This is a genomic window from Deinococcus sp. Leaf326, assembly GCF_001424185.1.
Lineage (GTDB): Bacteria > Deinococcota > Deinococci > Deinococcales > Deinococcaceae > Deinococcus.
In genome coordinates, this window is the sequence record NZ_LMOM01000018.1 from 29,887 (window position 1) to 48,731 (window position 18,845).

At 60.6% G+C, this 18,845-nt stretch carries 17 protein-coding genes; 8 read left to right on the forward strand and 9 right to left on the reverse strand.

Annotated elements, in window-relative coordinates; all coding sequences use genetic code 11:
• The first annotated feature begins 216 nt into the window (after positions 1–216).
• A complete protein-coding gene (locus ASF71_RS22425) occupies positions 217–789 on the forward strand; it encodes a phospholipase A2 (protein ID WP_162243091.1) in 573 nt (190 codons plus the stop codon).
• Between the two features lie 179 nt (positions 790–968).
• Here ASF71_RS22425 and ASF71_RS06630 read toward each other — a convergent pair whose 3' ends face one another.
• The 7 genes from ASF71_RS06630 to ASF71_RS25675 all read right to left on the reverse strand — a co-directional run bounded on the left by ASF71_RS06630 (position 969) and on the right by ASF71_RS25675 (position 7,562).
• Positions 969–1,646 (reverse strand): DUF2726 domain-containing protein, encoded by a 678-nt coding sequence (locus ASF71_RS06630; protein WP_369814966.1) that lies wholly within the window; start codon positions 1,644–1,646, stop codon positions 969–971.
• A gap of 98 nt (positions 1,647–1,744) precedes the next feature.
• The gene (locus ASF71_RS06635; RefSeq protein WP_056296945.1) at positions 1,745–3,421 is read right to left on the reverse strand and encodes an ABC transporter ATP-binding protein; all 1,677 of its coding nucleotides are present in this window, start codon (positions 3,419–3,421) and stop codon (positions 1,745–1,747) included.
• Positions 3,421–6,105, reverse strand: coding sequence for a class III lanthionine synthetase LanKC (gene lanKC / locus ASF71_RS06640; protein ID WP_056296948.1), 2,685 nt, complete (start codon positions 6,103–6,105; stop codon positions 3,421–3,423). The genes ASF71_RS06635 and lanKC overlap by 1 nt, the downstream gene beginning before the upstream one ends.
• Before the next feature lie 327 nt (positions 6,106–6,432).
• Positions 6,433–6,534, reverse strand: a complete 102-nt coding sequence (locus ASF71_RS24680; RefSeq protein WP_200939672.1) for a class III lanthipeptide — start codon at positions 6,532–6,534, stop codon at positions 6,433–6,435.
• A gap of 209 nt (positions 6,535–6,743) precedes the next feature.
• On the reverse strand, positions 6,744–6,845 hold the full coding sequence (locus tag ASF71_RS24685) for a class III lanthipeptide (RefSeq protein ID WP_200939673.1): 102 nt from the start codon (positions 6,843–6,845) through the stop codon (positions 6,744–6,746).
• Between the two features lie 469 nt (positions 6,846–7,314).
• Positions 7,315–7,416, reverse strand: coding sequence for a class III lanthipeptide (locus tag ASF71_RS24690; protein ID WP_200939673.1), 102 nt, complete (start codon positions 7,414–7,416; stop codon positions 7,315–7,317).
• A 44-nt stretch (positions 7,417–7,460) separates the two neighbouring features.
• Positions 7,461–7,562 carry a class III lanthipeptide gene (locus tag ASF71_RS25675; RefSeq protein WP_200939674.1) on the reverse strand — a complete coding sequence of 34 codons (102 nt, stop codon included), beginning with the start codon at positions 7,560–7,562 and terminating at the stop codon, positions 7,461–7,463.
• Positions 7,563–7,754: 192 nt separating this feature from the next.
• On the opposite strand from ASF71_RS25675, the gene ASF71_RS06645 reads away from it, so the two are divergent.
• The 7 genes from ASF71_RS06645 to ASF71_RS06670 all read left to right on the forward strand — a co-directional run bounded on the left by ASF71_RS06645 (position 7,755) and on the right by ASF71_RS06670 (position 17,249).
• On the forward strand, positions 7,755–10,718 hold the full coding sequence (locus ASF71_RS06645) for a hypothetical protein (RefSeq protein ID WP_056296952.1): 2,964 nt from the start codon (positions 7,755–7,757) through the stop codon (positions 10,716–10,718).
• 238 nt (positions 10,719–10,956) lie between these two features.
• On the forward strand, positions 10,957–11,214 hold the full coding sequence (locus tag ASF71_RS22430) for a hypothetical protein (RefSeq protein ID WP_082505657.1): 258 nt from the start codon (positions 10,957–10,959) through the stop codon (positions 11,212–11,214).
• A gap of 317 nt (positions 11,215–11,531) precedes the next feature.
• Positions 11,532–12,536 carry an HD domain-containing phosphohydrolase gene (locus tag ASF71_RS06650; protein WP_056296955.1) on the forward strand — a complete coding sequence of 335 codons (1,005 nt, stop codon included), beginning with the start codon at positions 11,532–11,534 and terminating at the stop codon, positions 12,534–12,536.
• Between the two features lie 483 nt (positions 12,537–13,019).
• Entirely contained in the window at positions 13,020–15,221 is a 2,202-nt protein-coding gene (locus tag ASF71_RS06655) for an ATP-binding protein (RefSeq protein ID WP_056296958.1), read from the forward strand.
• A 297-nt stretch (positions 15,222–15,518) separates the two neighbouring features.
• Complete coding sequence (locus tag ASF71_RS06660) at positions 15,519–15,914, forward strand: MerR family transcriptional regulator (RefSeq protein ID WP_082505659.1); 396 nt, start codon at positions 15,519–15,521, stop codon at positions 15,912–15,914.
• On the forward strand, positions 15,911–16,657 hold the full coding sequence (locus ASF71_RS06665) for an MBL fold metallo-hydrolase (RefSeq protein ID WP_056296961.1): 747 nt from the start codon (positions 15,911–15,913) through the stop codon (positions 16,655–16,657). Before ASF71_RS06660 ends, ASF71_RS06665 begins: the two co-directional genes overlap by 4 nt.
• A gap of 409 nt (positions 16,658–17,066) precedes the next feature.
• Entirely contained in the window at positions 17,067–17,249 is a 183-nt protein-coding gene (locus ASF71_RS06670; RefSeq protein ID WP_056296964.1) for a hypothetical protein, read from the forward strand.
• A 383-nt stretch (positions 17,250–17,632) separates the two neighbouring features.
• Here the strand turns inward: ASF71_RS06670 and ASF71_RS24965 are convergent, their stop codons facing one another.
• Entirely contained in the window at positions 17,633–18,484 is an 852-nt protein-coding gene (locus tag ASF71_RS24965) for an integrase core domain-containing protein (RefSeq protein WP_235514185.1), read from the reverse strand.
• Between the two features lie 2 nt (positions 18,485–18,486).
• Complete coding sequence (locus ASF71_RS06680; RefSeq protein ID WP_056296968.1) at positions 18,487–18,774, reverse strand: transposase; 288 nt, start codon at positions 18,772–18,774, stop codon at positions 18,487–18,489.
• Between the last annotated feature and the right edge of the window lie 71 nt (positions 18,775–18,845).

The window sequence follows — 18,845 nt, forward strand, 5'->3', positions numbered from 1 at the left end:
ACGTAAACGCTTTTGGCATCATCTAGCGCTTCTCATGAAACTCCAAATGGATTCACATAGTATCCGCTTGTTCCAAAAATCAAAGTTTGATCGTTGTAGGGGGAACTTATGCGTCGGATCTGGATCGGATGTGCCCTTGGTATTGCGTTGGTCAGTTGTGGACAACAAATACCCAGCTCAGAGCTGCCCGCCTCGACTTCTGCACTCCAAGGCACCGTGGCCCAGCAGCTGGCGCAGTTGGCCCAAAGGCCAGAACTACAAGATGCCGACAGTCAGGAGATCCTACGTCAACATCCCAATGATGTTCTCTTGCTCCAAGGTCTGAAAGAAGCTTATGGCCTTCCAAACGAAGGTCTGGAAGCGGCCGCTCTGGCCACCCAGGTGGGCGCAGATGGTCTCTCTGCTCAGGCCTCTGGAAAGGCCGGCTATGCTCAGAGTGTCGCTTGGGGAAGTGTGAGCAACTACAACGCGGAGCGGCGCTCCCCGAATTATTCCGGTCTGGATTGGAACTACGACGGCTGTAGCGCACCCAAGGGTCTTGGATTGGGGTACAGCAGCTTCTTCAAAGCGTCTTGCAATGTCCATGATTTTGGGTACAGGAATCTGCCAGACCTGACGTCCATTCCGACGTGGCCCTATAACAAAGGGAGGACCGATGTGGCCTTCCTGAACAATATGCGGGTCCAATGCGGCGCCAAGGGAGCTTGGGAACGTCCAGGATGCTACGCGGCAGCAACAGCGTATTACACGGTCGTCGACGAGTTTGGCTGGGCCAAGTGGCACCGCTGAGCGCGGAGACGATGCCGTAGCGCTCCTCGGAGCCTGGTCAGAGATTGCCCCGCACCAGTCAACCCTGGTGCGGGGCAATCTTTCTGGTATGACGTCACTTCTGCCGTCCAAGGCGTTGCCCTGACGAGAAAGCCCATCCTGCTCAGGCATCTGCAGCGGCGGTGTGGGGATCCCTTGGCTTAGGCGACCACGCGGCCACGCAGATATGGCGCCAGGAGGAGTCGTAGCTCCGACGGCCCATAGGCCGACTCAGCCCGCAAGCGGAGGAGAGGCAGTCCTGCTGACTGAAAGACCACGTCTTTGACTGCGTCGCGGTACTGCTGCTCCGCCTGATCATGGCTTGCTCCGTCCAGTTCGAGAGCGAGCCATGGACGGAAGTCGCTTGTCCGTACGATCAGGAAATCGACGTGCTTGTCCCGTAGCCGTGCATAAGTCGCCCGCTGCTGCGCCCCTGGCTTGATCAGAAAGAGATCGTTCAGGCGTACGTTTGGGAAGACCCGGTACTCGGGCGGAAGGGCAGCCTCAAGAGCCTGAAAGAAGGCGGATTCGCTTCGGCTGAAAAACCACTGTTTGGTCTTGACGGGCAGGACACTCGGAATGTCGCTGTAATCGGTGGGCCGTCTGGGCGCTGGGACCACCGGGGCTGGAGCAAGGGGCTGAGCCGTTTTCGGAGTTGACCTTGGCTTCGGTGCGGACACATCAGTGCGCGCAGAAGTGGGACGGGAAGGAGGCCGATACCCTACGGCGGGCAGACTCGCCCGATCTTTCTGGGTTCGGCGCTTCCCTATAGAGAAAGCGATCGCAGCGATGAGGGAGGGAACACCGAGGAAAAAGAACAGGCCGAGCAGAGTCTCCACCGCTTCAGGGTGTCAGGGTAGACCTGACATGCCTCTTGCGGGGCAGAAAAGTACAGTTTTCAGGCCCGCAAGAGGCGGGCCATGAAAACTCAGGGAGTTCAAGCAGATTCTTGGATGGAGTGCTCTGGCCTGGGAGAGAGCGGCCAGAACGAGCTCAGCGGCAACTTCTGCTGAGGAGTGAAGGCTTTCGACGCTGCCGCCTGCCGGGACCGCACCGTCACCTGTCCGGCGGCGACTTCAGCGACCAGGTCGAAGTGAGGAGAAAACTCTGCTGAGTCGTGCATGATGGCCAGGACGGTTTTGCCCTCGGTATGACTGAGGATCAACTCGAACGCCAGGCGCTGCGTGCGGTCGTCCAAGTTGGCTAGAGGCTCGTCAAACACATAGATCTCTGCAGATTTGAGGAGCGTCATCATCAGGGCAAACTTCTTCCGCTGACCGAGGGAGAGTTCATCGTACCGGGAGTCCAGCAGGGGCGTCAGGGTGAGCTGTTCTGCCAGAGCCTGCACACGAGCAGTATCAAAATGGGTGGTCAGCTCACGCAGGGGCAGCGAAGGGAACTTGACCGGTTCGACCAGGCCGCTGATCTCTCCGGCACGGTGGACTGAGCCCTTCTGAAGAGGTAAGAGTGAGAGGGCGGTCAGAGCGAGAGTGCTTTTCCCAGCGCCGTTGGCTCCTCGTACCAGCATCCGGTGGCCCTGAGGCACGTCGATATTCACTCCAGTCAGTGTCGCTGTCTCGCCTTGGCCAAAAGAAGCGTCTCGCCAGACCAAGGCGCTGTTGCCTGAAGGCGCTGAGGCGGCGGCAACCTTGGTGTCTTGCTGCGCGAGCATGTCGGCCAGCCGCCAGATATTGGAGCGCAGGACCTGAATGTGGGGGGTGAGGTCGATCAGGCTTTGGACGGCGCCTACGGCCATCCAGTAGGCCCCCATGTAGGCCATGAGGCCGCCCAGCGTGAGCGAGGTCGTCATGACGGCGTAGCCCCCCAGTACCAGAACAAGTAGCTCGGCAATGCTGAGCGTGATGCGGCTGAGGGTGGCGTACTTGCTGGACCGGTAGCCGAGGGTGTAAACGGCGTCCAGGCGGTGGTCGACCGAACGCATGAGTTGGTGTAGAGCCAGTCCCTCAAGGTTGAACATCCGGACGGTCCGGTACGCGCCGATGGCAGCGGCATGCACCTCCTGCTGAGCGGCCGTACTTTCCTGCACGCCGTGGGCATCCTGATGAAGCTGGGCCGAAAAATGCCGGGCCAGGAGAAGGAGCGCTGGTGTGATGATCAGAAGAACCGTCGTGAGCTGCCAGGACAGAAGAAGCACCGTGATCATCGCCGTGACCAGAATCAGGACGGCGCGGAGCAGCTGAATTCCTGAAGTCACCACCGGGGATACGGTCTGCTCGACCTCATTCATCGTTCGCGCCACGAAGTAGCCGTCATTGTGCTGCGCCACCACCTCAGGGGGGAGGTGAAAGTAGCCGCTGACCATCCGCTTGGTCAGATCGGCACTCATCCGGTTAGTCAGGCGCTGCTGATATTGCCCGCTCTGAAAGTCCCACCACCGGAGTAGGCCGAACACCACCAGAGCAGTTACTGCGATGGCGATCAACCAGTCCAGGCGCTTCTGGGTTACTGCCACATCGAAGATCAGGCGCGTGGCGAGGGGATTGAGCGCCGTCATGAGGACGGCGATCGTCCCAGCCCAGGCCAGGGCGAGCAGGTAGGTCCGAGTTCGCGATCCGACGATTAGCTGCCAGTCTTGCGTCCAGGTCCGTTTCATCACTGCACTCCCTCTGCGCGCAGAAGCGCTGCATCTGGAAACAGCGGATTGCAGGTCCCCTGCGCGAGCCGATGAAGGAACATCGCGATCCCGCTACTGCCACTGCCCAAGTCCGTACTGATGCGGTGCAAGTAGTCGCCGGGGAAGGCTGTTCCCTGGGGTTTGTCCACGCTGAAGCGCAGAACGCCCTTCGCCGTGCCGTGAGCCTGCTTCAGATAGGTCGGATCACCGAGGAACTGCTCGGCGTCGATCAGGAACATGCCCAGCCCAGCAAGTCCCATGAACAGACTGGGGAAGACGCTGTACTGCGGAGTCGTGGCCTGCCGGATTCTTTCGGTCAGTTCCCGGTAGGCCGGATTCTTCGTCACGTGGTAGTACCGCACCAGGACGCTGCCTACGCCCGCGCTTCCGGTCATCCAGTAGGGATAGAGGATCTTCCCATCCGGTCGATCCGGGAAGCCGAGTGCGCCGCCGTCCAAGGCGCGGCCGTGGGCCAGATCTTCAGCCAGAGCCGCTTCCCCGAGGCGCAGGTATCGGGCCTCTCCGGTGACAGCATGCAAGTAGAGAAGGAAGAGGGCGACGCCGCTCTGTCCATACCCAAGGCCCACTTCCTGGGATCCAAAATCCGGCCAGGTGACCCGGTCGCCGGCCCACTGCGCAGTGGTGTCCAGCAGATCACCAATGTGCCGGGCTTCCTGGAGGTAGGCAGCGTCCCCCCACTGCAGGAACAGAGTCAGGCTGGCGAGTCCAAAGCCGCTGACTCCCCCATGGAGATGCACCCGGGCATAGAGATGATCGTGACGTCTAGCGAGTTGATAGGCCCGTTCGGCACTCTTACGATCACCGATCTGGGCAAATCCGACGGCCATCCCTGCAAGCCCGCCGAAAAGCCCAGGAGCTGTGCCCGCGCCTACTGGTTGCTCGCGGATCCACTGGCGTACGGCCTGAGGAATCCGTCCCTGAACGTTCTGAAGAGTCAGGGCGACTCCAAGTGCGCCGTAATCCAGACCGAGGCTATGCGTCTGCTGGGGCGAAGAGGGAAACAGCCTGTCCTGCCGCCCGAAATCAGCGCTCGCCACAGCATATTTCAGGGCGCCGCGCACAGTACGGCGCAGCTTGTCTTGTGACAAGGCCCGTGGAGCGCTCAGGATGCCGGGGAGACCCAGAGGAGAGTTGTCTTCATCCAGGAGAGTCGTCAGTTCGTTCAGATCGAGCGAGTCTTCGGCGGCCAAGAGGCGGTTGACGACCTCACCGAACACAGGAGGCAGACCGAAGTCGTCAGCGAAGTTGTCCAGGAAAGCGGATAGGGCGTCCGCTTTGACGTTCGTCAGCACGGCGACGGGCAATAGCAGGCTGAAGAGCAGGGCGCCCAAGGCGTAGTGGTCATCTGCCAGCGTGGTGTGCTGCCGGGTCGTCCGCCCAGGCCGCGCAAATCCCGGCGTGAACATATTGACCGCGGCATCGACGTTGGGCCGACTGGCGCCCTCGAAATCGATGAGTCTTGCACTCACGCACTGACTGTCTTCGACGGACACAAGCACGTTGTTCAGGGAAAGATCTCCGAAGACGACACCCTGCGCATGGAGGATACGGACAGTGTGCAGAATTGCTGCCGCTACAGACCTTAGAAGTTTCCACCAAGCCTGTAATTCTTCCTCCGTATGGGAAGTGCGAATCACAGGGCTGTACTTGCCCGTAAAGGCGTGGAGGGATTCTCCAGGCACAAACTCTTGTACGAGGAACAGGTGTTCCCACTCTGTGAAGGTTTCAATGGGCTCGGGAGCGATACCTAAGCCGCGGAGATGAGTGAGGAGCTGAAACTCCTTCTTCAGCTGCTCTATAGCATCCTGACCGGAGGCGCTGGTATCGACATGTGGCCGGGCTTCTTTGACGACTACGGTCTTTCCCGTCTGATGGTCGACTGCTTTGTAGACCCCTCCAGAATTCGAGTAGCTCAGGACCGTGAGGACTTCATAACGGCCATTCAGCCGTTCACTCGCACCTTCTTCCGATTCTTCTGTCTGGAATGGATCTTGTAACCAGTCCGGAACCTGGAAGTAGGGCGTCCGGTCGTCCGGCTCGAGCTGTAGGTCGGGGCGCATCAGGTAGGACGTCAGCAGGCCATCTGCGTCACGCCGAGTGATAGGCGTGAAACCGCCATACCGGTAATACAGGACGGAGCAGTCCCGAAAACGGCGATCCGAGAGGACGTAGGGTCCTTCAAAGCCCTGGAGGCAGGTGTACAGCTCTTCCAACAGCAGGCGCGCCTGCTGCTCATCCTGGGGGTAGATGGTCATGAACTTCCCGCTCGAACCGCGGGCACAGCCCTTGCCGAGGAGAAGAGAGAGGACAAAGGGATCACTGGCAAATTTGAAGGGTACGCGGGCGGCGCAGCAGATCTCCGCCACCTTGCTCAGGATGGACGGCGCGTTTTTCTGTGTAGCGGAGACGTGGATTTTCCAGCCCTGCATGGGGACCTCTCCACCTAGAGGCTGCACGTGGGTCCAGAACGCTTCCCGCAGAATTCGGCTCGTCAGAGGGATTTGCGCCTCGATAATTTTGAAGAAGGCGTCGCCGGGCTGATACCGCTCGAAGGGTTCGTAGAAGTCCGAACGCAGGTGAAGATGCTTGACGACCTGCTGCATGTTGAAACGGGGTGGAACGAGGTTTGCTCCGCTGGTCATAAAAACCTCCTGATGCCATTTAGAGTTCTTGTGTTGTGGGAAGAAAAAGGGGCGCTTTGGCGCCCCTGGGTTGTGTCATCGCTCGGCGTCGACCGTCGTCCGAATTGGGACGTAGGTATGGACGTAAGTAAGTGCAGTCGGCTGATTGCTTTTGAACGCGGGTACTGAGTCAATCCAGCTGGACATGGCTTCCACAGTGGTTGCTGATGGTGCTCCAGTCGGCGGGAGCGGGATTGGAAGCCTGCAGGGTCTGGAGCTGAAGAACTCGTTTCATGGGTCACGTCCTTGAAAAATAGAGGGCTGAGCTGCTGCTGAAGAAGTTGCGTCTCAGGACAGCTGAACGCTGCTGCAGTAGTTGCTGACGGTGCTCCAGTCGGCGGGAGTGGGGTTGGAAGCCTGCAGGGTCTGGAGCTGGAGAACTCGGTTCATGGGTCACATCCTTGAAGAGGAGAAGGCGGAGGGAGTGGAGTGCTTTCCGGTCTGGCTCAGGCCAGCTGGTGGCTACCGCAGTGGTTGCTGACGGTGCTCCAGTCGGCGGGAGCGGGGTTGGAGGCCTGCAGGGTCTGGAGCTGAAGAACTCGGTTCATGGGTCACATCCTTGGAGAAGAGAAGGCGGAGGGACTGGGGTGAGAGTTGAATCAGGCCAGCTGGTGGCTACCGCAGTGGTTGCTGACGGTGCTCCATTCAGCGGGAGCGGGGTTGGAAGCCTGCAGGGTCTGGAGCTGGAGAACTCGGTTCATGGGTCACATCCTTGAAGAGGAGAGGGCGGAGGGGGGAGCCTGACGGTCTGGCTCAAGCCAGCTGGTGGCTACCGCAGTGATTGCTGACGGTGCTCCAGTCGGCGGGAGCGGGGTTGGAAGCCTGCAGGGTCTGGAGCTGGAGAACTCGGTTCATGGGTCACATCCTTGAAGAGGAGAAGGCGGAGGGANTTGCTGACGGTGCTCCAGTCGGCGGGAGCGGGGTTAGAGGCCTGCAGGGTCTGGAGCTGGAGAACTCGGTTCATGGGTCACGTCCTTGAAGAGGAGAGGGCGGAGGGGGGAGCCTGACGGTCTGGCTCAAGCCAGCTGGTGGCTACCGCAGTGATTGCTGACGGTGCTCCAGTCGGCGGGAGCGGGGTTAGAGGCCTGCAGGGTCTGGAGCTGGAGAACTCGGTTCATGGGTCACGTCCTTGAAGAGGAGAGGGCGGAGGGGGGAGCCTAACGGTCTGGTTCAGGCCAGCTGGTGGCTACCGCAGTGGTTGCTGACGGTACTCCATTCAGCGGGAGCGGGGTTGGAAGCCTGCAGGGTCTGGAGCTGGAGAACTCGGTTCATGGGTCACATCCTTGGAGAAGAGAAGTCGGAGGGACTGGGGTGCCTTAGGACAGCTGGACGCTGCTGCAGTGGTTACTGACCGTGCTCCATTCGGCCGGAGCGGGCGCCGAAGCCTGAAGAGTTTGCAGTTGAAGAACTCGTTTCATAGGTCACCTCCTTAGGGCTGGGGGAGCGCTTTGAACACTTGAACGGTGCTCTCGTTGCTGCTCTTGAGAACAGTTGTATCGGCCCCCCTGGGAACGATCTGGGACCACTTCCCTGGGAACTGGGAATCTGGAATGACAGATCCTGGGACTGGGCTCAGCGAAGGTCTGGGTAGAACCCGGTAGATTCAGGCCATGTCCCAAGTCAGTTTTCGTGGCATCGCGCGGACGACGGTGCCCCGGGCCCTGGCGTCAGAGGTCATCCGTATGGAGGCCCTGGCGCAGCTTTCCGTGCCTGACCGTCCAAGCGTCGTGTTGTTGGCTCCCAGTGGCTACGGAAAGACCACCCTCCTCGCCCAATACGCCCGGAACACCACCCGTACGGTGATATGGCTCTCGCTCGGTCCTGGCGATGAGGAAGCAGGGACGTTCAAGAAGAACCTTCACCGCGCATTACAGGGTGTTCTTGACGGGATGGAGGAAGATCCCACCAGCTCCTTGATGGATTTTCTCGACTGGAGTGCGGAACGACTTTCTCAGGAGGAAAGAAGCGTCGATATCGTGCTCGACCGCGTCGAGCATGTAGCGCGGACGCACGGAACAGCGTTAGCAACCTTGATCGGCCTGTTGCCAGAGGGTCACCGATTGCTGATGGCAGGTCTTGATCTGCAGGGGTTTCCCCTGGCGCGCCTCACTGCGTCTGGCCAGATTGATGTCCTCAGCACAGAACAGCTGCGGTTTACCGCTCAAGAGGCCGGACAGCTGCTGACCGCGCGGGAAAGTTCGCTGGACATAGACCAGCTCATGGCTACCAGCGAGGGCTGGCCAGTGAGCATCTCACTCAGTCTGATGGATTCGGCAGCCCAGGTGGATGTCAACCAACTGCTTCAGGACGCTCTTGAACAGCTGCCTGAGGAACTACAGGCTGTTTTGCCCGAATTGGCACTATTCGACGAGTGGGGAGATGAGCTTGGCGAACTGCTGGAATCCCCACTGCCAGCAGCCTGGCTGAGTACCCTCCGGCGGGCAGGGCTACCGTTGACCCCTCTGGGGCGCGGCTTGTACCGGCCCCATATGCTGTTACTCAAACTCCTGGAAAAACAGCTTCAGCGGACACCGGAGAAGAGTCGCCGCATTCATCTTCTCCGGGCTAGTCTCGCCGTGCAGGAGCAGGACCTGTCAACGGCGATCCGGCATGCCCGTCAGGCCCATCAGGCCGATTTGATGGAGCTGTACGCCCAAGAATTGTTCCCGACACTTCACAGACAGCGGGAGTTCAAGCTCCTTGAGGAACTTTCGGCTCTGCATCCTGGTCCTGCTCCGGCATGGTGGGAGGAATTCCAGGCAATTGCCCGTATAGAGATCGGTGAAGGTGATAAGGGGCTGGCTCAACTTGAGGGGATGAAGCAGCAGCAGAAGCTCACGGGACTGGGATTTGCCGCGCTGGCCCTGCAGGCAGCTCGCCAGGGCGATTTCGAAGGACAGTTGTCATCTGCTCAGCAGGGCCTGGCACTGGCTGCCGGTACCAGCCAGACCACATTGTCGATGCAGCTGGCGTCTGCGCTGATTTCGTTGGAACGTTTCCGCGATGGGGAACAGGTTACGGAGAAACTGATTTCGGATGCTCAGGCACAGCGCAATCAGTTGGCTGAAGCGGATGCCCTGAACATGCATCAGTACACGCTCCTGATGCAGCGCCGCTGGCCTGAGCGGGAGGCCGTCTTGCAGCGGGCCAGGACTGTTCTTCTGGCTCATGGTCAGCAGAGAAAGGCCTTGCAAATGGAGGCTGAGCTGAGTGAAGTACTGCTCCGGCAGGGGCGACACGAAGAGGCGGCTCTACTGATCTCAGAGTGCATCGAGCTGGCCCTTCGCACGCAACCCATTCATCTTCCAACCCTTTACCAGACGCTCGCGCGGTACAAGATGATTCGTGGGGATTGGGAGGGCGCTGCGCAGTCACTCCTCAATGCAGAAGACACCATTCACCGGCTGAAGCTTCCTGTCGTCCTGCCCTTCCTGCACGCCAACATGTTTGACCTGTACTCCGCGATAGGCGAGAAACCGCGGGCACAGCGAGCCTACGAGCAATTGGTCGAGCATACCCAGCGGCCCATCTTCAAGAGATATCTCCTCCCCCTATTCACCGGTATTCATGCCTTGGATGCGGGAGACCTGACGGCTGCGGAAACCCACTTGAGGGTTGCGGCTCAGGAGAGCGTGGAGCAGACCCATGCGCTCCGAGCACAACTGCTTCTCCTGGCTATCCAGCAGAGCAGGGGAACTCTTCTTGCCAAGGAGATCGAGGAAAGCCGCCAGGCCCTTGAGGGCCTCGACATCACCAGCGTCATCTATGCCGATCAGCGCCATTTGATGCCCCTGCGGCAATTTCTCACCAAGCAGGCCGCCAACCATCCTTTAGTGACGGGAGAGGTTCGTCAGGACGGACCTAAACAGGAAGAACTGCTGCGTGTGGAGGTAGGCCGGAAAATAGAGGCCTGGGTTGGTGACAGGGCGGTCAAGTTGCCTCTGGCGAAGTCTGGCGAACTTCTGTTCTGGCTGTTGTGGCGTAAGCAGGGAACCCTGCATGACATTCTCAATGACTTGTGGGATGGTTCGCGCGATCCGAAGCATCACGAGTATTTCCGTGTGGTCGTTCGGCGACTCAGGCAGATGCTCAAAGAGGCGCTGGACTTCGCTGGCGATCCCATTCCTTATTCCCAGGGGACCTATTCCTTACAGCCTGAGCTACGGATCGTCCTCAATTTGCAGGCGGCTCTTGGCACAGCGCAGCAAGGAGAATATGAAGCACTCTTGAGCCTACCTATCGAAGGTCTGGCCGGTGATCTTACGGCCGAGTGGGTGGACGGTGTGCGGGAGACGATTCGTCGGGATCAGCTCTACGCCCTGGGTGAAATTGAGAGTCGTCTGGTGAAGACACAGCCGGCTCAGGCGGTCGCTCTGCTCAAGCTTGCTGTCCGGGCCCAGCCGGCGGAGGGAGAGACGCACCTGGCTCTGATTCGTACATTGCTGAGCGCTCAGCCGTCGGAGGCGAGCAGCGCGTTCCAGGTGTACCGGGGCATGTTGGAGAAGGAATACGGTGAATCGCCTTCGGTAGAGACGCTGCGGCAACTCAGGGATCTGGGACTCAATACGGGGTAGAGGGAGACATTCCCAGTTGATTCCCACCCCTGGGTCTAAGCTTCAGCCATACCAACCAAGGAGCGAACACCATGAACAAACTGAACATCCCGATGCTGATCTGTACCCTCTTCGTGGCCACTACGCTGAGCGCTCCTGCGCAGGCTCAGGATGTTCAAGTTCAGGCTACAGTGACTGCTCCCACGGTCCCCCCGATTCCGTCGTGGCCGCCTATTGGTTGGCCGGACGGAGGTAGTGAATGGAAACAACTCAACGACTAAAACAACTTCAATCGGTTTGCGTGGTTGTGCGGGAGAGTATCTGCACAGCCCATCAATCACAGTTTTTGACCTTCGATCAGCTCCTGCACTCGCTGAGCACCTCCAGAACCGGACCCGAAGCGGTCGTTGTGATTGATTCTCTAAATGAGATGTTTGATCAGTATGGTGGAGACGAGTATATTGTGGCGCGCGCTTACCTAAATCAGCTCCGAAATGATTTCGGTGAAGATGAATAAGTGTCTGTCATCCATATTTATATAGTTCGCTCAGGATTTATATACTACACCAATTCCTTAATAATAAGATAGTCGAATGAGACCTTTAGGGTCCTAGACTGCACGAACAGGACTACCAAGTGAATGCTGTGAGCCTCGTTATAGCTATGGAGGAGCGTTCGTAGGTAGCCCTTTTCGGGAAGCCGCTAGGACTGGCACTCCCAGACCTCCGAGGGTTTGGGAGTGCTTTTTGTCCTCTATAGCTGCGATTCCTGGGCAGAAGATTCCTCTCCAGGCTGTCAGGGCTCTGTAGAAACCCACACCATAAGGTGGAGCACATGCAGCACGAAGGAACTTATCTGGAGCCCTTTCGGGACATCGACTCCCAGGAGGCCTACCTCAGTCTTCTCAATGCCATGCCCGTCATGCTCTGGACCGCTGATGCTGAGGGTCAGTGGCAACACGTCAACACTCGCTGGGCGGAGTACACCGGAATGGTCGGCGAAGCGCGCGGCTTCGGCTTCGAGGAAGCTCTCCATCCAGATGACGTTGCGCCCACGCTGCGGCGGTGGCATCAGTCCATCGACAGTGGGGAGCCCTATGAGATCGAATACCGATTACGAGACCGCAGCGGCAACTACCGCTGCTTTCTGATTCGTGGCGTGCGGGTAATGAGCGATTTGGGAGAAGGCGTGGCCTGGGTGGGCACCTGTACCGACATCGAGCCCCAAAAGCGTGCGGAGCAGGAAGCGCGACTGGCCCAGGAAGCGGCCGTGGCCGCCTTGGGCATTGTCCTTGAGGCGCGCGATCGTGAAACCCATGGCCACACGGCCCGGGTTGCTCTTCAAGCCGTTCGGGTGGGTGAGCATCTTCAACTGACGCCGGAGCAGTTGCAGGAGCTTCGTTTGGGGGCGAGCCTCCATGATTTGGGAAAGATCACCATCCCTGACAGCATCCTCCTGAAGCCTGGACCACTGACCCTCGAAGAGCGTCAGGAGATGGAAGGACATGCCCTGGAGGGCGAGCAGCTGGTGAGGAAGCTGGGCTTCATTCCGCCGAGCGTCCTGCAACTGGTTCGCCACCATCACGAGCGATGGGACGGCCAAGGGTACCCGGACCATCTTCAGGGTGAAGACATCCCGCTGTTGGCGAGAATATTTTCCGTGATCGATGTGTCGGACGCGCTCCTCAATGAACGGCCTTACAAAAGGGCGTGGACGGTGGCAGAAACAGTCGCGGAGTTGCGAGCCCAAGCAGGTCATCAGCTGGATCCCCAGATTGCTCTCCTGTTCGCGGGGATCCTCCAGGAGCAATCCGAGGAAGATTCAGACCTGAATCATTGATGCTGAGGACTGAGAGTAATGAGCACGCTGGTCGCTGGAAAGGAGGTATTCGTCTAGGGGATTCGAGAGGCTACTTCTTCCAAGCTTTCTTGGGCCTGATCCAAATCGTGCGATACCGTAACAGAAGCGCACGCTAATCGCCGAGCGCGAGGTGTCCGTCTGGGCAATTTGTGAGGACACCCTCCTTCTGGTCGCTCTCCTCTCCAAGCCTCTGCGCTATGACCGATCGCTGAGAGACCAGGGGCTTCTCTTCCCCCTGCAAATGAAGCGACAGCCTTCTCTAAAACAATCTTGCCTCGACTCGGCGTAGGCCAAGTGCGTTCGGTCCACGCCAAGACGCTCTCTGGCCTGCGGCTCCGTGTTGTCTTCACGGTACTCGCTCATAACTTCATCAGGACCTAAATGACGTTCGAAAGGCAAAGATGTTCTGCCTTTCATCTAACATGTCCACTTCGTCGCCCCAGTACCTTACGTGACAACCCTATGATCACCGAGAACCCTTCCCAACCCGATCTGCTCTTCCGTGAGGGCGGCGAGCTGGGTACGCTGATGCGCCAGTTCGACTGGACCTCCACGCCCCTTGGGCCGCCGGACACCTGGCCGGCCCCACTGCGCACCGCTGTCCACATCATGCTCGCGTCCAAGCAACCCATGTACCTCGCGTGGACCTCCGACCTCATCGCGCTGTACAACGATCCCTACCGCACCATTCTCGGTCCCGACAAGCATCCGGCCGCCCTGGGGGCCCGCACTGCCGACATCTTTGGCCAGGACGGTTACCCAGGTCTAAAGCCCGTGTTCGACGCAGCGCTCCGCGGAGAAAGTGCGGTGTTCGATAACCTGCTCGTGCCTCTGGTGCGCCATGGATACTTGGAGGAGTGCTACTTCGACGTGAGCTACACGCCGGTCTACGTCGAGCAGCACGTCGGCGGCGTATTTTCCTCTGTCTCCGAGACCACCGAGCGGGTGATCCTGGCACGCCGTACCCAGACCCTCGCGGTCCTCACCGCTGCCCTGCTCGGTGCGAATGACTCTGGGCGGATCGTGCAGGCGACCCTGAGTATGGCCGAGGACAATCCCACGGATCTGCCGTGTCTCCTGCTGTACGTGCCCACCGCCAGCGGCGAACTACATCTCGGTGGCGTGGCTGGACTGAGCGATGACCAGACGGCGCGCTGGCACCAGCTACCCCACGACTGGCTGGAAGCGCCCGTCATCCCGGTGCAGCCCTTTGCCGCCGGGCCATGGCCGGAACCCGTGACGCAGCTGGCCGTGCTGCCGCTCACCCTCCCTGGGGAGACCAGCCCCCTGGGGGTCCTTATGGTGGGACTCAATCCGCGCAAGCACCTGGACGATGCGTACCAAGACTTTCTCCAGCTGGTCCGAGGGCAGCTCACTTCCGCCCTGCACGCCGCCCGGCTGACCGAGGAACTGCATCAACGCAATGGCGAGCTCAACGCGCGCAACCACGCCCTGTCCGCCTTCGAGGAGTGGACACGCGACCTGACCTTTGTCCTTGATCCTGATGTCCTGATCAACCGAGCCCAGATGCTGATTCGCACCCTGATTCCTGTGGACGCCGCCGTGTACTACGAACGGCAGGGTGAACTCTGGTTCGTGAAGCGGATGCTGGGAGAGTACGGCAATGAAGAACTCTGGCGTGCTCACCAGAAGGGCCTGCCACATGCGAGCACCGGGAATCTCCGCACGCCCTTCGAGACGGGTGAGCCGTACTACCAGGACGAGTACGACGAGCACACCGACCATCTGGCGCCTTACATGACGCACGTGACTGCCACAGTGATGGTGCCGCTCAAGACCACCCGGGGCGTGCGGGGCATCTTCGGGCTGGCGGTGTTCGGACGCTCAGGTTGGACCGCGGCGGACCGCACGATCATTGAGACGGTGGGACGCAGTTTGAGCCTGGCGCTCGACCGTGCGGAACAGGTCGCGGAACTGGCGCGGGAGCGCGAACGGCTCGCCGAGCGGACTGCGGCGCTGGCGAATGCCAACGAGGAACTCGAGGCCTTTGCCTACAGTGTCTCGCACGATCTGCGCGCGCCTGTCCGGCACATCCAAGGCTTCAATGGCCTGCTGCGCAGATCCCTTGGGACGGGGCTTGATGCCCAAGCGACCCGCTACCTCCAGGTGGTCGATCAGTCGGCGTCCCGCATGAACACCCTGATCGATGCGATGCTCGACCTGTCACGCGTTTCCCGCCAGGCGTTGCGGGCGGGCATGGTCGACCTTGGGGCATTGGTGGCTTCGGTCCGCGAGGAACTGGAAGTGGACGTGCTGGAGCGGCACGTCACGTGGCAGGTGCTCCCACTGCCGCTGGTCACGGGAGACCACGACCTGTTGAGGCAGGTGGTGCTGAATCTGCTGTCCAACGCCCTCAAGTACACGCGGGGCAGAGAGAACACGGTCATTGAGGTGTGGGCTGAGGAACGGCCACACGAGTGGACGGTATTCGTGCGTGACAATGGCGTGGGCTTCGATCCGAGGTATCAGGACAAGCTGTTCGGGGTCTTCCAGAGACTGCACCGTGCGGAGGAGTTCGAGGGCACGGGGGTGGGTCTCGCGAACGTGCGCCGGATCATCACCCGGCACGGGGGGACGGTATCGGCGCAGGGTGTCCCGGACAAAGGAGCGACCTTCGGGTTTACATTGCCCAACGTGCGGTAAATCTGGCGCTGGGGCGTAGCGCCCGTGAGCTGCGCTGGCCTGCGCATGATACTGGCAATGCAGTTACTAATCGTCGCACCGACCAGCGAACGGCTACCATCCGAATCCAGCAACAGATACAGGGACAGGCCTAACCGGACTGCTCGCTGTACGCCCCGGCTCGGGCCGAGTTATGTGGATGCCTGGGCTGGAGCTGACCGGCCGCAACTTGAGTAAGGCTGGTAACTGGATCGACGATGACTCCTACAGTGCTGCTCCCTTGACCCTGACGCTAACGTCAGGGTTTAGCTTGGGGACATGCGAATCGGTGAACTCGCCACCCATACCGGCAGCAGTGTCCGTGCCCTGCGACATTACGAGCACGCGGGCGTGCTCAGCAGTGTCCGGCAAGATAACGGCTACCGCTGGTTCACGCCGGAGGACATCGCGCGCGTCCGTCTGATTCGCATGTTCGTGTCCGTCGGCTTCACGCTCGACGAGATCCGCCGCTTCGCCCCGTGCTGGCAGGAGGGACGCGGTCCGGAAGATCCCGTCGATGCCGAGGTCGCCCCCGAGTTCTACCGCCGCAAGCTCGCAGACATCGACGCGCAACTGCGTGACCTGCAGATCATCCGTGCCCGCCTGACCGCGCAGCTGGGCGAGCTGACTCTCGCCGGCTCCACCTGCGCCTCCCATCCCAAAGGACTCCCATGAATCTGACCCTGATCCGGAACGCCACCCTTCGCCTGATCTATGCCGGGCAGACGGTCCTAATTGACCCGATGCTCGGTGACCTTCACAACATGCGGACATTCGCAGGTATCTCCCCGAACCCCACCGTGCCGCTGCCCGTCCCGGCGGCTGAGGTGCTAGCCGGCGTGACCCTGCTCATCGTGTCGCACCTCCACCCGGATCACCTCGACCCGGCCGCCGTCGCAGCTCTCCCGAAGGACGTGCCGGTGCTGTGCCAGCCGGGCGACGAAGATATCCTGCGTGGCCACGGATTCCAGGACGTCACGCCACTCCAGGAGGCGGTCAGAGTATCTGAACTGACCTTCACCCGTACCACCGGGGAGCACGGGAGTGGTGAGATCCTTGAACAGATGGGGCATGTGATGGGGTTCGTCCTGCGTGCCCCGGGTGAACCCAGCGTGTACTGGGCTGGAGATACCGTTGTGATTCCTGCCGTGCGTGAGACGATCGCCCGAGAGCAGCCGGACGTCATCGTCACCCACTCGGGGGGTGCGACGTTGGGCGGCACTCTGCTGATCATGGACGCCGCGCAGACCGTGGAGGTGCTGCGCGCCGGGTCGGACGCGACGGTCGTGGCCGTGCACCTCGAGAGCCTCGATCACTGCTTCACGACCCGGAGCGATCTCCGGCACGCGGCGCAGGACGCGGGATTGGCCGCGCGCCTGCGGGTCCCGGAGGACGGCGAGACCCTGACGCTCGCGTGAAGCCAGGACCGTGGGATTCGGAAGCCAGCGTTGCCTGGGTCCCGCTGTCCGCAGGCATTCAAGTCATGGCGCGGCTCAGGCTCCATCAACGGGGCACAGACCGACGTGCCTGATCGCCTCGTGCGCTACGGGAAGATCATCGGCACGTTGCACGATCAGGCTGCCGCACTGAGACTCAAGACGAAATCGTGCAGCCTGCTCGATTGTTCGAGACTATGGTCGAGGTGAACCGGGACGCGGCGACGATCGCTGGCGACAGGTCACGCTGGCCAGTGGCGTGTACCGGATCACCGAGCCGTTGCGCACGCTCTGTCCAAACCCGGCTGAGGCCTCGCGCCCTTCGGAGATACCTGGTGCTCGGTGGCGGCGCGCGATCGTTCCCGGAACGACAGGTGGTCTCTCCACCCTCATGCCCAGCGTGCGTGGCTTTTCCCTTCCCCGGATCCTGCTCGCGCAGCTGTCCTTTACCGGGTGGCCACTGCCGGGCGTGTTCGGTGAACTCCTCGCCGGGTGCATCTCCATGCTGGGCGTGCATCAGATCCGGGGAGCCTCGCTGATCAAGAGAACGCACATAACGGGGTGGGTCCGGTGACGGTCGAGCCGAGTGACCCCGCGCAAGTCACATGGGCTGCACCGTCGCCGGGTCGCTTGCCAGATCTCTAACCAACCCCGAGTGACCTCCAACCTCTTCCGGCCCTGCCCACTTGGCGGGGCCGCGCCCGTTTCAGGAGCTGACCATGACCATTGATCCCCGCATCGCCGAGCTCCTCCGCAAGCGTCGTGAGCAGGGGTCGTCATTGAATAGACGGTGCAGTCCAGCGCAAAAGCACTGGCGCGACGCTGAGCTGGGGGTAATGCTCCAGGTTTGACTTCAAGCGGCGTTGCGAGCGTTCGCCGATGACGTGAGTGTAGACCAGGGCGTAGCGTAGCCGAGCGCCGAATGACGGCGCTCGNGGTAATGCTCCAGGTTTGACTTCAAGCGGCGTTGCGAGCGTTCGCCGATGACGTGAGTGTAGACCAGGGCGTAGCGTAGCCGAGCGCCGAATGACGGCGCTCGTGGTTGTACCAGCGGTGAAAGTCCGGCATCGCCGTCCGGACATCGGTCATGGACTGCCAATCCTGGCGGAACGCGAACTGATACTTGTATGTCCGATTGAGGCGTTCAAGCAGCCCGGTGCCTCCCGGTTGGGAGACCTTGCAGCGCACCCAGCCGCCGTACTTCACGCAGCCCTGCTGAAAGAGGTCACTGGTAAAATCGCTGCCTCCATCACTCTGTACCAGGATGGCCTCGTGGTGTCCTTGAGCACGCAGCACGCCGACCGCTTCGTCAAGCGTCAGCTTGGCGAGGTGCATTGACAGACTCCGGACTACCCGACTGGCCAGCACGACCCGTGAGGTGACGTCCAGCACGAAGTAGATCCAGCAGACCCCATCTGGAAGCGACAATCGTGTCGCGTCAATCTGTACCCGTCGACCTTCAGGCCAGTCCCACGATGCGGAAACCTTCGGTGAAGGTTTCCGGGTCTTCCGGGGGAGCGGTGGATGGAGATGCAGCTCCCCCAGGGCCACGCGAATCTGGTGCAGGCCCATCTTTTCACCCTGGGCCTTGAGTTCCTGATACAGCAAGCGGTATCCGGAGGTGGGGTGTTGCAGCGCCGCCTGGCGCACCTTCTCGTAGAGGGCATCGCGTTGATGCTGCCTGGCACAGCGCGCCGGCGCGCTGTGCTGACGGTCCCGGAGCCGCCAGTACGGCACACCGGCGTACTGCGCGAACCGCCGCAGGCTGAGTTGGGGGCGGCTCTGCCAGAGAACGATCAGATCGTCCAACGTCAGAGCCGCCGCACTTTTCGCGAGATGTCGAGCTCCAGTTCCTTTTCCGCCAGGATACGTTTGAGACGGTCATTCTCGCGTTCCAGGATGCCACTCCCCTGGTCCTGTCGATCGCCAGCGAGGCGGGCACGGCCCGCCTCCAGAAACTGAGTTTTCCACGTGTGGATCAGGCTCTCATTGACCCCGTGTTGACGGGCCGCTTCCGCGACGCCGAGGTCTCCCCGCAGCACGCTCAGAACGATGGCTTCCTTGACGTCTGTGCTCCAGACTTTTCTCTGCTTTCCCATGGTGATCTCCAGTCTGCTCGTCCCTCGCATCACAAGGGTCAGGTTCTGGAAGTCATCTCTGGAGCATTACC

Bases quoted from the DNA above. Each gene is read 5' to 3' on its own strand.
- ASF71_RS06635 (WP_056296945.1), bottom strand. From the start codon at position 3,421: ATGAAACGGACCTGGACGCAAGACTGGCAGCTAATCGTCGGATCGCGA.
- lanKC (WP_056296948.1), bottom strand. From the start codon at position 6,105: ATGACCAGCGGAGCAAACCTCGTTCCACCCCGTTTCAACATGCAGCAG.
- ASF71_RS24680 (WP_200939672.1), bottom strand. From the start codon at position 6,534: ATGAACCGAGTTCTCCAGCTCCAGACCCTGCAGGCTTCCAACCCCACT.
- ASF71_RS24685 (WP_200939673.1), bottom strand. From the start codon at position 6,845: ATGAACCGAGTTCTCCAGCTCCAGACCCTGCAGGCTTCCAACCCCGCT.
- ASF71_RS24690 (WP_200939673.1), bottom strand. From the start codon at position 7,416: ATGAACCGAGTTCTCCAGCTCCAGACCCTGCAGGCTTCCAACCCCGCT.
- ASF71_RS25675 (WP_200939674.1), bottom strand. From the start codon at position 7,562: ATGAAACGAGTTCTTCAACTGCAAACTCTTCAGGCTTCGGCGCCCGCT.
- ASF71_RS06645 (WP_056296952.1), top strand. From the start codon at position 7,755: ATGTCCCAAGTCAGTTTTCGTGGCATCGCGCGGACGACGGTGCCCCGG.
- ASF71_RS22430 (WP_082505657.1), top strand. From the start codon at position 10,957: ATGGAAACAACTCAACGACTAAAACAACTTCAATCGGTTTGCGTGGTT.
- ASF71_RS06650 (WP_056296955.1), top strand. From the start codon at position 11,532: ATGCAGCACGAAGGAACTTATCTGGAGCCCTTTCGGGACATCGACTCC.
- ASF71_RS06655 (WP_056296958.1), top strand. From the start codon at position 13,020: ATGATCACCGAGAACCCTTCCCAACCCGATCTGCTCTTCCGTGAGGGC.
- ASF71_RS06660 (WP_082505659.1), top strand. From the start codon at position 15,519: ATGCGAATCGGTGAACTCGCCACCCATACCGGCAGCAGTGTCCGTGCC.
- ASF71_RS06665 (WP_056296961.1), top strand. From the start codon at position 15,911: ATGAATCTGACCCTGATCCGGAACGCCACCCTTCGCCTGATCTATGCC.
- ASF71_RS06670 (WP_056296964.1), top strand. From the start codon at position 17,067: ATGCCCAGCGTGCGTGGCTTTTCCCTTCCCCGGATCCTGCTCGCGCAG.
- ASF71_RS06680 (WP_056296968.1), bottom strand. From the start codon at position 18,774: ATGGGAAAGCAGAGAAAAGTCTGGAGCACAGACGTCAAGGAAGCCATC.